The 15508-nt window shown below is 51.5% G+C and carries 11 protein-coding genes; 9 read left to right on the top strand and 2 right to left on the bottom strand.

Annotation, left to right across the window (positions count from 1 at the left end; translation table 11 throughout):
• Nucleotides 1-25: 25 nt before the first annotated feature.
• Nucleotides 26-1222, top strand: a complete 1197-nt coding sequence (locus JK211_RS00735; RefSeq protein ID WP_212706751.1) for an MFS transporter — start codon at nucleotides 26-28, stop codon at nucleotides 1220-1222.
• A gap of 85 nt (nucleotides 1223-1307) precedes the next feature.
• Here the strand turns inward: JK211_RS00735 and JK211_RS00730 are convergent, their stop codons facing one another.
• Together JK211_RS00730 and JK211_RS00725 are read right to left on the bottom strand one after the other, a co-directional pair.
• Nucleotides 1308-2372, bottom strand: a complete 1065-nt coding sequence (locus JK211_RS00730; RefSeq protein ID WP_212706750.1) for a L,D-transpeptidase family protein — start codon at nucleotides 2370-2372, stop codon at nucleotides 1308-1310.
• A 147-nt stretch (nucleotides 2373-2519) separates the two neighbouring features.
• Complete coding sequence (locus JK211_RS00725; protein WP_212706749.1) at nucleotides 2520-3098, bottom strand: DedA family protein; 579 nt, start codon at nucleotides 3096-3098, stop codon at nucleotides 2520-2522.
• A 263-nt stretch (nucleotides 3099-3361) separates the two neighbouring features.
• Between JK211_RS00725 and pbpG the strand changes: the two genes are divergently transcribed.
• The 8 genes from pbpG to rlmF all read left to right on the top strand — a co-directional run bounded on the left by pbpG (nucleotide 3362) and on the right by rlmF (nucleotide 15446).
• The gene (gene pbpG, locus JK211_RS00720) at nucleotides 3362-4270 is read left to right on the top strand and encodes a D-alanyl-D-alanine endopeptidase (RefSeq protein WP_212706748.1); all 909 of its coding nucleotides are present in this window, start codon (nucleotides 3362-3364) and stop codon (nucleotides 4268-4270) included.
• A 163-nt stretch (nucleotides 4271-4433) separates the two neighbouring features.
• Nucleotides 4434-6878 (top strand): DUF3772 domain-containing protein, encoded by a 2445-nt coding sequence (locus tag JK211_RS00715; protein ID WP_212706747.1) that lies wholly within the window; start codon nucleotides 4434-4436, stop codon nucleotides 6876-6878.
• Between the two features lie 123 nt (nucleotides 6879-7001).
• The gene (gene bglX / locus JK211_RS00710) at nucleotides 7002-9296 is read left to right on the top strand and encodes a beta-glucosidase BglX (protein WP_212706746.1); all 2295 of its coding nucleotides are present in this window, start codon (nucleotides 7002-7004) and stop codon (nucleotides 9294-9296) included.
• A gap of 51 nt (nucleotides 9297-9347) precedes the next feature.
• A complete protein-coding gene (locus JK211_RS00705; protein WP_212706745.1) occupies nucleotides 9348-10223 on the top strand; it encodes an oxygenase MpaB family protein in 876 nt (291 codons plus the stop codon).
• A gap of 63 nt (nucleotides 10224-10286) precedes the next feature.
• Nucleotides 10287-10808, top strand: coding sequence for an isopentenyl-diphosphate Delta-isomerase (gene idi / locus JK211_RS00700; protein ID WP_212706744.1), 522 nt, complete (start codon nucleotides 10287-10289; stop codon nucleotides 10806-10808).
• 401 nt (nucleotides 10809-11209) lie between these two features.
• Entirely contained in the window at nucleotides 11210-13402 is a 2193-nt protein-coding gene (dinG, locus tag JK211_RS00695) for an ATP-dependent DNA helicase DinG (protein ID WP_212706743.1), read from the top strand.
• Between the two features lie 54 nt (nucleotides 13403-13456).
• Entirely contained in the window at nucleotides 13457-14422 is a 966-nt protein-coding gene (gene ybiB, locus JK211_RS00690) for a DNA-binding protein YbiB (protein WP_212706742.1), read from the top strand.
• Nucleotides 14423-14516: 94 nt separating this feature from the next.
• Nucleotides 14517-15446 (top strand): 23S rRNA (adenine(1618)-N(6))-methyltransferase RlmF, encoded by a 930-nt coding sequence (gene rlmF / locus JK211_RS00685; protein WP_212706741.1) that lies wholly within the window; start codon nucleotides 14517-14519, stop codon nucleotides 15444-15446.
• Nucleotides 15447-15508: the final 62 nt, after the last annotated feature.

Below are 15508 nucleotides of genomic sequence, written 5' to 3'. Positions count from 1 at the left end.
ATTGTCTCCGGGTTTTCTGTTAATCATGTCTGAATCTGCAGTCCTGAGTCGTGCTCAGTTAAATAAACGCATCCTGTCGGTCATTATTTTCACCTTCTTCTGCTATCTGTCTGTTGGTTTGCCGCTGGCAGTACTGCCCGGTTTCGTTCACCACCAACTGGGCTTTAGTTCCTTTATTGCCGGGGTGATCATCAGCCTGCAATATTTCTCGACCCTGATCAGCCGTCCGCAGAGTGGCCGGCTGGCCGATAGCCTGGGACCCAAAAAAGTGGTCATGCTCGGGCTGGTGCTGTGCGGTATGAGTGGTGTGCTGACAATGATTGCCGGATGCCTGAGTTCTTATCCGTTCCTGAGTCTGTCACTACTGGCTGCAGGGCGTGTTTGCCTCGGATTTGGTGAAAGCTTCAGCAGTACCGGTTCGACCTTATGGGGAATGAATCTGGCCGGACCGCTGCATACGGCCAGAGTGATTTCATGGAACGGGGTGGCAACCTATATGGCAATGGCGATTGGTGCACCGCTGGGCGTTTTTCTGAATCAGATGGCGGGGATCAGTGGTTTTGCAGGGCTGGTGGCATTGATGGGCGGGGCGGGATTTTTTCTGGCGTTCAGCAAACCGGCGGTGGTGGTTACCCCGGGGCAGCGGGTTGCATTCTGTCAGGTTTTTCGCCGCGTGTGGGTGTTCGGACTGGCGCTGGCGCTCGGCACTGTTGGTTTCGGTGTTATTGCGACCTTTATTACTCTTTATTTCAGCAGCCGTGGCTGGGCCGGAGCGGCTATGACCCTGACTCTGTACAGCCTTGGTTTTGCCGGGATTCGGCTGGTCCCGGGAAATGTAATTACCCGTTTTGGCGGAATTAAAGTTTCTCTGGTGTCATTTATTGCAGAAGCCGCTGGCCTGTTTCTGTTGTGGCATGCTGACTCCGTGCTGGCGGCAGATATAGGTGCTTTCCTTACGGGCTGTGGTTTTTCTTTAATTTTCCCTGCGTTGGGGGTAGAGGCCGTAAAACAGGTAGAACAGCAAAGCCAGGGCTCTGCTCTGGGAACCTATTCGGCTTTTCTTGATTTCGGGCTGGGGATCACCGGACCGGTGGCCGGATTACTGATGAACCATGCCGGGGTACGTTCGGTGTATCTGGCGGCGGCATTCGTTGTCATCGGCGGGGGATTAATGATGGTTCGTTTACTGATGCAGCCCGCGACTTCTCAGCAGACCGGATGATGTGTGGGACTGATAGGTAATTTTCGCCTCTCACCGATATAAAAACCGCCCCGGAGGGCGGTTATTGGCAGGAAAATATGGAAATTTATTGCGCCGCAGCCTGTGGCGAGGCGTCCGTCTGAATGATATTGGCACCTTCTGACGACATCGGCGTCATAGGTTGTTCCTGCGGCAGTGCTGACGGGTTTTCGGACACCGGATGAGGCGTGGTATCGATATTATTTTCAACCCCGTTAATTTTTACCGGCATACCACTACGCGCTTTCAGTGCAGCGTTTAATACATTCTGATTTACGCTGGCATCACTCAGAATCTTACTGACCTGAGGAGTAATCGTTAAAGGGACTTCCTGGTTAGAGGTAAACTGCTGTTCAGTGGTGGACAGCGGGTTATGAACCTCGATATAGCGTGAACCATCAGGTTCGATCGCCGCTTTCACTGGCTGGTCAATAAACTGTACGCGGGTACCGACCGGTACATTTTCAAACAACCATTTAATATCATCAGCACGCAGGCGGACACAGCCGTGGCTGACACGTAAACCAATACCAAAGTCGGCATTAGTACCATGGATCGCGTACAGACGCCCGATATATAAAGCATAAAGACCCATCGGATTATCGGGACCCGAAGGGAACACATCCGGAATGTTCTGACCATTTGCCAGGTATTCAGCATGCATTGCTTTGGTCGGAGTCCAGGTCGGATTAGGGCGTTTATGCTGGACACTGGTTACCCAGTTCAGCGGAGTATCTTTGCCCAGCTGGCCAATACCGATTGGCAGTACCACTACACTGTGAGTCCCTTTCGGGTAATAGTAGAGTCGCATTTCTGCGCTGTTAATCACGATACCTTCACGGGGTGCGTCCGGCAGCAGAAGCTGCTGAGGGATCACCAGATCAGAACCGCCTTTAGGCAAGTAAACATCCACCCCGGGGTTTGCTTCCAGCATATTACTCAGTCCCATCTGATACTGGGAGGCAAAGGCTTCTAAAGGTAAGCGATTATCCTGCGGGAGGGTTATCTGAATATTTTCACCGATCAGACTGCTGTTGGCCGGTGGTAATGGATAAAGCACAGCGAATGCTGAGTGGCTATATGCCACCAAAGCCAGTGCCAGTGAAGCGAACGCGCGGATGCTATTTTTCATAATTATACAATATGTGAGTGCCTGAATATGGGCTTGTTAATCTTATTGTGCCGGGTCAGACAGCGACCGGTTGCACATTATAGTGGCTAACAGGAAAACCGGATACTGACATGTTGCGCCGGAAAATATTTCCCGGACAGGTACCGGTTATTGCTGATGCCGTCGCTGTTGCAAAAAGCGTATTCCTTTCCAGATGATGTACAACACCACCCCAATGCCTGCAACCCAGAACAGCGGTTTCAGATATTCATCCAGCTTATCAAACCATGGCGTAATCAGTTTACCGGCAAAATAACCGAGGCTGACAAACAACAACGCCCAGATAAACGCACCGATAATATTAAAAATCAGGAACCGCCGCGGCGATAACTGGCTGGAACCGATGATAATGGGTCCGATAATGCGAAAACCATACATAAAGCGTACACCAATCACAAACAGACTCGGATAACGGTGGATCAGCTGGCTGGCGCGGGTTACTTTATCCTGATGATTACTGAACTTTGCCAGTAATCGGCTACCGTAGCGACGCCCCAGCCAGTATAATAACTGATCACCAATAATACCGCCTGCCATGGCTGCCGCCACCACCCCGGCAAAATGTAACAGACCTTTGTTGGCAGCAATGCCGCCCAGTAATACAAATGTCTCACCTTCGGCCATACATCCAATTAACAGGGCAAGATAGCCGTAATGGGAAATCAGTGAGTTAATATCAATATGCAACGTCGGGGATCCTCCTGGTCAATTGCGTTTTAGTTTACACGTCATTCGGCTTTGGTGCGATGCCGTAACTCTGAGAGTTAATCCGCAGAGACCAGTGGTTCTGTCAGACTTTCTTACAAAATCTGCGTTATCCCGGCCGGGAGGGATTTGGGTATTTTCCCGGTGAACAGCGTATGATGCTGCCGCCAGCGGGGTATCATCAGCAGTTGTCCCGCGGCCTGTGTCTGCACAGCAATAAAATACATCCAGGTATCTTTGATAAAATGTCCCTAAAATTTCGCCATTCTTTACTGTTTTTTGCACTTTGTTCCCCTCTGAGCGCCGTGGTACTGCCGGCTTATGCAGAACGAAGTGCTCCGGATGTCCGTACGGTAGTTCAGCCACAAATAGCCTCGGGCAGCGCTTTAGTTGTTGACCTGAATACCAATAACGTCCTGTTTTCCAGTCATCCTGACCGGGTCCGGCCAATCGCGTCCCTGACTAAATTAATGACAGTGATGGTGGTGTTAGATGCGCATCAGTCACTGAATGAAGTCATTAATGTGGATATCAGCCATACGCCGGAGATGCGCGGTGTATTTTCCCGGGTAAAACTTAACAGTGAAATTAGCCGGCGTAATATGATATTGCTGGCTTTAATGTCTTCTGAGAACCGGGCGGCAGCCAGCCTGGCAGCGCATTACCCCGGGGGGTATCAGGCATTTATCCGTGCCATGAACACTAAAGCGCGTTCACTGGGAATGCTGAATACCCGTTACATCGAACCGACCGGATTGTCATTACAAAATGTCTCTACTGCCAGTGACCTGGTGAAGTTACTTAAAGCCACCGAAAAGTATCCGTTAATCGGTGAACTAAGTAAAACCAGGCAGGAAACTGCTATTTTCAGCCATCCGTCCTATGCCCTGCCTTTCCGTAATACCAATCACCTGGTCTACAATGATAAGTGGAATATCCGCCTGACCAAAACCGGATATACGGATCAGGCCGGACATTGCCTGGCGATGAGAACCACCATTAACGGGCGTCCGGTTGCGCTTGTGGTGCTGGATGCCTTTGGTAAGTATACACACTTTGCCGATGCGACCCGTATTCGTAGCTGGCTGGAAACCGGCAAAGCCGCACCGGTACCCGCAGCAGCGCTGGCCTATAAAAAAGAAAAGGGTCTGTAGTAGGCTGCAGCTGCAGATTTCCGGGGAAACCGTTTAGCGGATTTCCCGGGAATTATTTTTAGTGTCATTCTTATAGCCGCCAGATGAATAACACTCTACAACACAGAGACTAACCACAGACTTTGTGACTACCCTGTTCTGATACTCTGGATACAACGTCATCATGCGTATTTTATCGATCACCCTCAGACTGTTTTTATTGCTGTTGAGTTTTCAGGTTTCGTTTGCCGTGCAGGCAGAGGCTGCCGACAGCAATTCCGAGAGTACTGCCGCCCCTGCACCCCGGGTAAATGCCAGTAAAGAACTGGCAAATATGCAGGCGATTCTGGATAAAATTAAGGGGCAGGTATCCGCTAACAGTACCGATGTTACCCTGAGTCAGCTGAATGACATGGCTCAGGAATTATCACAGAATGCCGATACTCTGGGGCAGAGTCTGTTACCCCTGCGACAGAAAACAGTTGCTCAGCTCGCGGTGCTGGGTACAGCACCGGCACCGGACAGCGGTGTCAAAGAAACAGCCGATGTCGCCAATAAACGCCGGATGCTGGAAGCACAGAAAGCAGAGCTGGATGCTCAGATCTCCCAGGCCGACGGTTTAAAAAACGGGGGGATAACACTGTCGGCTCAGATCCTTAATCTGCGCCGTGATCAGCTTAAAACTCAGCTGGCCCTGAATTCAGGCAGTATCTTTTCCGCCGGTTTCTGGCAGCCCCTGTACAACAGTAACCATTTTGATCGTGAGAAAATCGGTGGTTTCGGTGAAGAACTGGTGAGTACGATAGCCATTTCCTGGCAACCGGCATGGCGAGTCGGCACTGTCTGCTGGTTACTGGCGGCTGTTCTGGTGATGGTTGCCGGCCGGCGCTATATGGAAGAGTTTGTGGCATGGGTCAGCATTCATAAACTTCCCGAAGGGCGTTTAAGACGCAGTTTTCTGGCAACAGCCATTGCACTTACCACCTTAGTATCAGTGGTATTATCCTTCAATTTCCTGGCGCTGGCCTTCACCCGTAGTGAAGCGGTTGACAGCGATGTACAGGAGTATGTCGCACGGCTGGTACAGTTAAGTATTACCAGCGGGCTGATTGCCGGGCTGGGCAGAGCGTTTTTATCCACGCGACGGCCTTCCTGGCGGCTGGCGAATATCAGTAACCGGATCGCGCTGGCGATGAAACCTTTTCCGACCATTATCGCTTCACTGGTATTTGTTTTTCAGGCACTGGAGTCTTTTAACTACATTATCGGGACCAGTGTCAATACCACCGTGTTCGGCAACGGTCTGACAGCATTACTGATTGGTGTATTCGCAGTCATTATCGTTATGCGCATCAGTCAAGTACGTCGCCGTGTACATCAGGATGATTCATCTGAACAGGAGCGCTCTGTCGTTTTCAGCCTGATTGAGCTGGCGTTACTTATTACCGGGATGACTATTCTGCTGTCACTGGCTATTGGTTATGTCACCTTTGGCCGCTTCGTCAGTTATGAAGTGGTATGGGTCGGTATCCTGTTCAGTGCATTTTACCTGCTGAGCCGACTGGCAAGTGACAGCTGCGAAGCGATTTTTTCAACCAGTAATGCCTGTGGCAGGCGGGTACAGCGTGCCCTGAATATTGATGAGCGTTACCTGTATCAGATTTCCACGCTGCTGGCGGCATTATTAAAATCCTGCCTGGTACTTATCCTGATCCTCGCTTTATTTAATGGCACTATTACCTCGTCATCTCCGGCAGAAATGCTGCAAAAAGCCATCGGGTTCTGGGGCGGCAAGGGACTGGAAAAACTGAATATTGTGCCGTCGCAGTTAGTGACAGCATTAATCCCGTTACTGGTTGGTATTTATCTTTTACGGACCATAAGACGCTGGCTGGATGAGGAGTTTTTACCCAAAACCGCCATGGATAAAGGGATGCGGGTATCAATTATTACCCTGTTCAGTAATGTGGGTTATGTGCTGGTGATCCTGCTGGCGTTATCGGTGATGGGGGTACAGTGGAATAAACTGGCATGGATTGTCAGTGCTCTGTCAGTCGGGATCGGTTTTGGCTTGCAGGAAATTGTGAAAAACTTTATCTCCGGACTGATTCTGCTGACTGAACGGCCGGTAAAAGTCGGTGATTTAGTGGGTATAGGCGGTTATGAAGGGGATATCCGGCGGATTAATGTCAGGGCTACCGAAATTCAGCTGACGGATAAATCGACGGTGATTGTCCCTAACTCTCAGTTGATCTCCCAGAACGTCCGTAACGCAACTATGGGCAATGCTCAGGGGGTGGTTACCATACCTGTGACATTTCCGCTGGATATTGATCCGGTACAGGTAAAAGAAATTTTACTGGGTGTTTACCGTGACAATGAACGTATTCTGGAAACTCCGGCCCCTTCGGTGAGTTTTAAAGATCTTTCAGCGCAAGGGATTTTGCTCAGTGTCACCGGTAATGTTGCCACACAGCGGCAGATTTCTTCGGTTAAGAGCGAATTACTGTTTGAAATTCTGGTACGACTCCGGGATCAGGGGGTGGCGTTATCTTCACCCCAGACCATGGTGATTGAACAGAAGCCCGCGATACCGGCAGAAAATACCGCTGCGGCCCGGCAACACTAATCCTTACCCCGGCCGGGCACGGGGCCCGGGCGGTAATGTGCATGCTATGCTTTTCTGACATAACCCGCGGCCTGTGCCGCGGGTTGTACCGGTCTTTATCTCCTTGCCTCTGAGAATATGCTGATGAAATGGATATACCCGTTACTGGCAATAACGATTGCTGTGCCTGCTGCCTTCGGGGCAGAGCCGCAAGCCCCGGCGTTTGGTGGTGAACAGGCCCGGGATGCCTATGTCACACAGTTACTGGATAAAATGACCCTGGATGAAAAAATTGGTCAGTTGCGTTTAATCAGTGTCGGTCCGGATAATCCCAAACCGGCCATCCGTGAAATGATCCGTCACGGACAGGTCGGGGCTATTTTTAATACGGTGACCCGTCAGGATATCCGGGCAATGCAGGACCAGGTGATGCAGTTGAGCCGGCTGAAAATTCCGTTATTTTTTGCCTATGATGTAGTACATGGCCAGCGGACAATTTTCCCGATTCCGTTAGGCCTGGCAGCCAGCTGGGATATTGATGCGGTGAAAACCGTCGGCCGTATTTCGGCATATGAAGCGGCTGATGATGGCCTGAATATGACCTGGGCACCGATGGTGGATGTCAGCCATGAACCACGCTGGGGACGTATGTCAGAGGGGTTTGGAGAAGATACATTGCTGAGCGCCATGATGGGGCGTGCAATGGTAGAATCGATGCAGGGGAAAAGTCCTGCTGACCGATACTCCCTGATGACCAGCGTAAAACATTTTGCACTCTATGGCGCAGTGGAAGGAGGGCGGGAATACAACTCAGTGGATATGAGCCCGCAACGTATGTTCGGCGAGTATATGCCACCCTATAAAGCGGCCTTAGATGCAGGCAGTGGCGGGGTGATGGTTGCCCTTAATTCGATCAATGGTGTACCTGCGACCGCCAATGCATGGTTACTGAAAGATATTTTACGTGACCAATGGAAATTTAAAGGGATTACTATCAGTGACCATGGTGCGATAAAAGAGCTCATTAAACATGGGGTGGCTGCCGATCCCCGTGATGCGGTGCGTATTGCCCTGAAATCCGGCATTGATATGAGTATGAGTGACCAGTATTACAGCCAGTATTTGCCCGAACTGGTGAAAAGCGGTGCGGTGACGATGGACGAAATTAATGATGCCACCCGTCATGTACTGAATGTGAAATACGCGATGGGACTGTTCCGTGATCCCTACAGCCACCTGGGGCCTGCCGGCAGTGACCCGGCGGATACCAATGCTGAAAACCGTTTACACCGCCGGCAGGCGCGGGAAGTGGCTGATAAAACCATGGTACTGCTGAAAAACCGGCTCGATGTTTTGCCCCTGAAAAAACAGGAGACCATTGCACTGGTAGGGCCGCTGGCTGACAGTCAGCGCGATATTATGGGCAGCTGGTCTGCCGCCGGGGTTGCCGGACAGTCGGTGACCCTGTTACAGGGAATGCGTAATGCGTTACAGGGACAGGGGACACTGCTGTATGCCAAAGGCGCAAACATTACCGATAATCCGTTAGTACAAAAGTTTCTGAACAGTTATCAACCGTCGGTAACGGTAGACAGGCAATCGCCGCAACAACTGCGTGATCAGGCCGTGGCTATTGCCCGTAAAGCGGATGTGATTGTTGCCGCAGTTGGTGAATCACAGGGAATGGCCCATGAGGCTTCCAGCCGCAGCGATATCCGTATTCCTGAAGCCCAGCGCCGTTTACTTGATGCTCTGAAAGCCACCGGCAAACCTCTGGTGATAGTACTGATGAACGGACGTCCGCTGGATATCAGCCAGCAGGCTGAGCAGGCCGATGCTATCCTGGAAACCTGGTTCAGTGGCACCGAAGGCGGGAATGCGATTGCCGATATTCTGTTTGGCGACAAAAATCCGTCCGGTAAACTCCCGGTCACTTTCCCGCGTTCGGTCGGACAATTTCCTTTATATTATAATCATCTGCCCACCGGACGGCCTTATGACTACCTGCATCCGGATAAATATACTTCCCATTATTATGATGCGATAAACGGGCCTTTATATCCGTTCGGCTACGGACTCAGTTATACCCGGTTTACGCTGTCGCCGGTGACGTTATCTGCCAGCCACTTTTCGCAGGGTGGTGAACTACAGGCCAGTGTGACAGTCACCAACACCGGTAAACGGCAAGGGGCGACAGTGGTGCAGATGTATCTGAATGATCCTGTTGCCAGTATCAGCCGTCCGGTGGAAGAGCTGAAAGGGTTCCGGAGAATCGATCTTAACGCCGGAGAATCACAGAAGGTTACCTTCAGGGTGAATGAAGATGATTTGAAATTCCTGGACCCGCAGATGAAATATGTGGCAGAACCGGGAGTGTTTAACCTGATGATTGGTCTGGACTCGGTCCGGACACAGAAAACACAATTTACTTATCAATAATCCGGAAAATCAGGCAGCACCGGTACACCGACCGCCGGCGCTGCCCGGTAAATGATGAATATGTTACGTAACAGAATTGCCCGCCAGGTCTACCGGCTGAACGGTCTGTCCCTGAATGAATTTGATTTAAACCAGCCGCCCGGAGATGCCGGGTTATTTGGCCCCGACAGTATGGTGTGGGCGGTACATGGTGACTTTGCATCGATGCTCTGTGGCGGTATCGCCGCCTTGCTGTTACAAATGCAGCATCCCGCAGCCCTGGCAGGTGTCTGGGATCACTCAGATTTTCGTCAGGATATGTTCGGCCGTTTACGGAGAACCAGCCAGTTTATTGCTGTTACCAGTTTTGGTAACATGCAGGATGCCCGTTTTTTAATCGAAAAAGTGAAGAATATCCACCTGCGGGTAAAAGGAAGAACACCGGACGGCCTGGTTTATCAGGCCAGTGATCCGGCGTTACTGACCTGGGTACATGTTGCCGAAATGTCCAGTTTTCTGGCGGCCCATTTACGTTATAAAAATCCGCGCCTCAGCCTGGCAGATCAGAACCGTTATTATGCTGAAGCCGCTTTAACCGGCACCGCACTCGGGGCGGCTGATATTCCCGTCTCCGTGAATCAGGTTGAAGAATATCTGCAGGCTATGCGTCCGCAGCTGCGTATTGATCAACGGACCCTGGAAGTGAGCAGACTCTTATTTTCAGCCCCGCCGCCATCAGCCGCCGCCAGGCCGGTAATGAGTATTATGCTGCGCGCCGGTGGTGATTTACTGCCTTCATGGACCGGTGTGCCGGGACGTCCGCCACGCTCAGGCTTGCAACGGACAATGACACGTTACAGTATGGAGACTATTGCACGGCTATTGCGCTGGTCCATACAGCAGGGGGCATGGCACCGGGCGATGCAACGGGTGGGCAGACTGCCCTGAGGCAAACAATTTCCCGGCAGTCGCGGGCGGTGTATCATTCCGGCAAGTCTATAAAGGAATTTTATGTCAGTGATCGAAGTTATTCTTGTTGATAAAGATGATAAACCGACCGGAACGATGGAAAAACTGGAAGTGCATGAAAAAGGCTTATTGCACAGGGCAGTGACCGTCTATCTGTTTACGCCTGAGGGCGATCTGTTGTTACAACGCCGTGCCGCACATAAATACCATTGTGGCGGGCTGTGGAGTAACACCTGCTGCGGGCACCCGTTTCCCGGAGAAACGACGCAGCATGCGGCAGAACGCCGTTTACAGGAAGAGATGGGGATCAGGATGGCGCTGACGCCGGTTTTTGAAACCTGTTATAACCTTCTGCTGGAGAACGGACTTACTGAGCATGAATACGGGCATATATTTTTCGGAGTCACCCGGCAGTTACCACAGTTAAATCTTCAGGAAGCCGATGCCTGGCGTTACGTCAGCCCCGGCAGGTTGCAGCAGGAGATGGCCGCCAGTGCTGAACGCTTCACGCCCTGGTTCAGGCACACTCTGCAGCAGGTTCTCGAAACAAGGGCAACACAGTAGTCTGCCCGGCACTACCGGCTAATATCCTGATACCGCTGCGATATTCTCCGGTAATGTCTGCCTGTCAGGCACCGATAATAATGCTATACCCGACCAGCATTAGGCCCCCCACGCCGCCGAGGGCAAGCAGGAAAAAAAGGAAAGTAATACCGATTTTTTGCCAGTTCATTTATATACCGCTCCTTAATTCAGATGGCCGATAATACCTGTTAACTGTTCAGTGATAAACGTTATCCTTATCGGGAACCGGTCCCGCCGGTATTTATCCGGCGGGTATTTCCCGCTATCACAGGATTTTCTCTGTCCGTCATCCGTTTTTTATCGCAATTTTTCTTTCAGGGCTGCCGTCAGCCAGCATACTGTGTAAAAATACAGGCTGATTCTTCCAGCAGACGGTCGTTATGGTTCTGACACCCGCAATAAAATTACAAATTGGTGAATGGTATAAGCAACTGCAGGCGCAGGTGGAGGACTTTGTCCCGCGTCCGCCTCAGCGGCAGATGATTGCTGAGGTCGCCAAAACCTTGTCGGGTGAGGCCGGACGTCATCTGGCGATTGAAGCCCCGACCGGGGTGGGGAAAACGTTGTCGTATCTGATCCCCGGTATTGCCATCGCCCGTTCGTCAGAAAAGAAACTGGTGATCAGTACCGCGAATGTGGCACTGCAGGATCAGATTTTTGATAAAGATTTACCATTACTCAAAAAATTCATTCCTGATTTGGCGTTTACCGCGGCTTTCGGTCGCCGTCGTTATGTGTGTCCGCGTAATCTTTATTTTATAAGTGACCAGCAGGATACTCAGGGAGATCTGCTGTACTGGCTGGATGAATCCGCCGGTCAGATAGCAAAAGTCTCAGGAGAACAGCAACAGCGGGAAGAGAAAATAGCGTCCGGGCTGGAGAAGTCCCTGGCCAGTGGCGCATGGGATGGATTGCGTGATCATTGCAGTGAGCAAATTGATGATCAGCTGTGGCAGAAAATTTCGACGGATAAAACCAGTTGTCTTGCGCACCACTGTCAGTGGTACCGGGAATGTCCGTTTTTTCTTGCCCGCCGGGAAATCGAACATTCAGAAGTCATTGTGGCTAATCATGCACTGGTGATGGCTGCACTCGAGACTGACACGGTGTTGCCCCCGGCCAAAGAGATGCTGCTGGTGATTGATGAAGGACATCATTTGCCGGATGTTGCGCGGGATGCCCTGGAGATGAGCAGTGATATCTCCCCGGCCGGTACCGGCCTGCAACTGGATTTGTTTACTAAACTGATAGAAACGCTCCGCAGCTGGTTTACCTTTAAGTCGCCGCCGCCGCTGGCTAATCCGCAACGGCTGGGTGAGCATTGTGCCACGGTGCAGCAACTGATCGTGGAACTGGTGGCGGGTATATCGCCACTGCTGCCGGAACAGGGCCAGACAGCCTGTGAATACCGTTTTGTGATGGGAAAGTTACCGGCAGACACCGAACAATGCTGCCAGCGATTGTTTAAACTGTGTGACGCATTACGCGGGCTGTGTGAGGGTCTGATCACTCTGCTGGGAGAAATGACCGGAAAAGAGAATATGGTACGTATTCATCGCGGGCTGTTACAGCTTAACCGCTTTCTCGGCTGGTTCGAATCGCTGAGTAAGCTATGGTGGCTGGCGGGTATGCAACAGCTCTCGGGCGCACCGGTCTCCAAATGGCTGACCACTGACTGGCAGGAAGGTAAGCGTCATTTATGGTTTCATTGTGCAGGGATCCGGGTCAGCGATCAGCTGGAAAAATTGTTATGGCGGAAAGTCCCCCACGTGATCCTGACATCCGCAACGTTACGTTCCCTGAACAGCTTCCGGCGTCTCAGTGAGATGTCCGGGCTGAATAACGCAGCAGAGGACCGTTTTGTCGCACTGGACTCACCTTTTGACCATGTGCGGCAGGGGAAACTGGTGATCCCTGAAATGCAATATGAACCGCAGCTTGCACAGGAGGCGTTGCATATTGCTGAGATGGCGCGTTATTTTCGTCAGCAGGTAACCGAAAAAAAACATACGGGGAGCCTGGTTTTATTTTCCAGTGGCCGGGCGTTGCAGCTTTTTCTGGCGGAAGTGGCCGATTTACGTCTGATGCTACTGGTGCAGGGCGATCAGCCGCGTTCAAGGCTAATTGCGCTCCATCGTCAGCGGGTAAAGGCAGGACAGCAGAGTGTGCTGGTGGGGCTGCAATCATTTTCTGAGGGGCTGGATCTGAAAGGCGAACTATTAACTCAGGTGCATATTCACAAAATCTCATTTCCGCCTGTCGACAGTCCGGTCATAGTCACCGAAGGTGAATGGCTGAAAAGCCAGAAACGTTATCCGTTTGAAATTCAGAGTCTGCCCAGTGCATCCTTTACCCTTATTCAGCAGGTAGGAAGACTAATACGCAGCCATCAGTGTTCAGGCGAAGTCATTATTTATGATCGCCGGCTGCTAAGTAAAGCGTATGGCAGTCGTTTACTCTCAGCGTTACCGGTATTTGCTATCGAACAGCCGGTGATTCCGCCGCCGGATAACAGTAAAAAAGCCACCGCCAGCACCGGTAAGAAAACCGTAAAGCGCCGGACCCGGCGTTAATACACTGGCTGACTATTAATGACAGGGCCGACGGCCTGCAGACAGGAAATCAGCATGGATATTATCCGGATAGTAAAAGAGATCGGGCGCGGAAAAAATCATGCGCGCGATCTGGACCAGCAGACAGCTTATCAGTTGTACCAGGCGATGCTTGATGACCAGCTTGATCCGCTGACACTGGGCGCGGTATTAATCGCGCTACGTATTAAAGGGGAAAGTGACACTGAAATGCTGGGCTTTTATCGTGCACTCCAGCAGAAACTGCCACAGTTGCGGGTTCCCGCGGGTCTGCCGTTACCGGTGGTAATCCCCAGCTATAATGGTGCTCGTCGCCAGGGAAACCTGACACCACTGCTGGCATTATTACTGCAGAAAATCGGTTTCCCGGTATTTGTTCATGGGATTGATCATGATCCTACCCGCATCACCAGTGAAGCCGTTTTTGCCGCACTGGGTATTTTCCCGGTGAGTATTGCGCAGGCACAACAACAGCTTAATCAGGGGCATCTGGCGTTTATTACCATCGACCAATGGTGTCCGGCGTTAGCCAGGCAACTGGCCCTGCGCTGGCAGCTGGGTTTACGTAACAGTGCCCATTCCCTGGCGAAACTGGCCAGTCCGTTTGCCGATGATGCTGCACTACGCTTATCTGCAGTATCTCACCCGGAATATGTTCCTAAAGTCGCGACCTTTTTCCGCCAGACCGGCGCGCCTGCATTATTATTAAATGGCTGTGAAGGGGAGGTCTACGCCAATCCGCAGCGCGGGCCGGCCATTTATCAGGTCACCGGCGGGGACGGTGAGCCACTGCTACTGACTGAACGGCAGCCTGAAGCGGCCGCCAGGCTGCCTGATTCAAAATCTGCAGCGGATACAGCCCGCTGGACGCAGGACGTGCTGGAACAGTCGATTCCGGTGCCTCAGCCGTTACGGCTGCAGGTTGCCTGTTGTCTGGTTGCCAGCGGCCGTTGTGCAACGGTCGATCAGGGACTGAGACAATTGCAGGCGTTGGGATACTGAATATTCCCTGACTGTTTATATTAATCAGAGATTGCGGCTTTATTTTTTATGCCAGGGTGGGTAAGTTACACGCTGGTTTTTCCTGTGACTATTTATGAAAAAAACAATACTCAAACAATCATTGCATCCGCGGAATCGCTATCAGGGCAGTTATGACCTTGAACGCCTGTCTGCCATCAACCCGCATCTGAGTGACTGGTTAATCACCACACCTGACGGCCGGCGGTCAGTTAATTTTTCCGAGCCAAAAGCGGTCAGAGCATTAAATCAGGCCTTGCTGAAACAGTATTATGATCTGAACTGGCAATTATCTGACGGATTTCTTTGCCCGCCAGTCCCCGGACGGGCCGATTATCTGCATTATATTGCTGACTTATTGTCTGAGGATATACAGGGTCCGGTGCAGGGGGCCGCTGATGTTCTGGACATTGGCTGTGGTGCCAATTGTATTTATCCGTTAATTGGTTATGCGGAATATGGCTGGCGTTTTACCGGTACGGATATTCATCCGGCTTCCGTCACTGCAGCCAATGCGATTGTGGCCGCAAACCCCGGATTGCAGCAGGCAATACGTATCAGGTTACAGAAAAATCCGGCGGCGATATTTAACGGTATTTTGCGTAAAACCGATTTTTACCATCTGACCATCTGTAATCCGCCGTTCCACAGTTCAGCAGAAGATGCGCAGCAGGGCAGTGCGCGAAAAATCCGTAACCTGGGTATCGACAAACACAGCCCGCTCAACTTTGCCGGACAGCATAATGAATTATGGTGCACGGGGGGCGAACGCGGGTTTATTACCCGGATGATCCATGAAAGTGTGATATTTGCCGGGCAGGCTGGCTGGTTCACTAGCCTAGTATCGAAGAAAGAGAATCTGTTGCCACTGACCAGTTTACTGCGGAGTTGTGGTGCTGCACAGATCAGAATCCTGGAAATGGGACAGGGGCAGAAACAAAGCCGGATACTGGCGTGGAGTTTTCATCAGGAAGAGCAGCGACGTAAATTATTACGCCGCCGTTAGCCGAAGACGCAGATATCTCCGCCGTAAGCAGGGATATCTGCCGGTTATCACCGGTGGCCGGA

Origin of the sequence: Tatumella sp. JGM130, from assembly GCF_018257525.1 — a bacterium.
In the GTDB taxonomy this organism is placed as follows: Bacteria; Pseudomonadota; Gammaproteobacteria; order Enterobacterales; family Enterobacteriaceae; genus Tatumella; species Tatumella punctata.
Note: the sequence above shows the minus strand (reverse complement) of the source record. Positions and strands in the feature narration are given on the sequence as shown.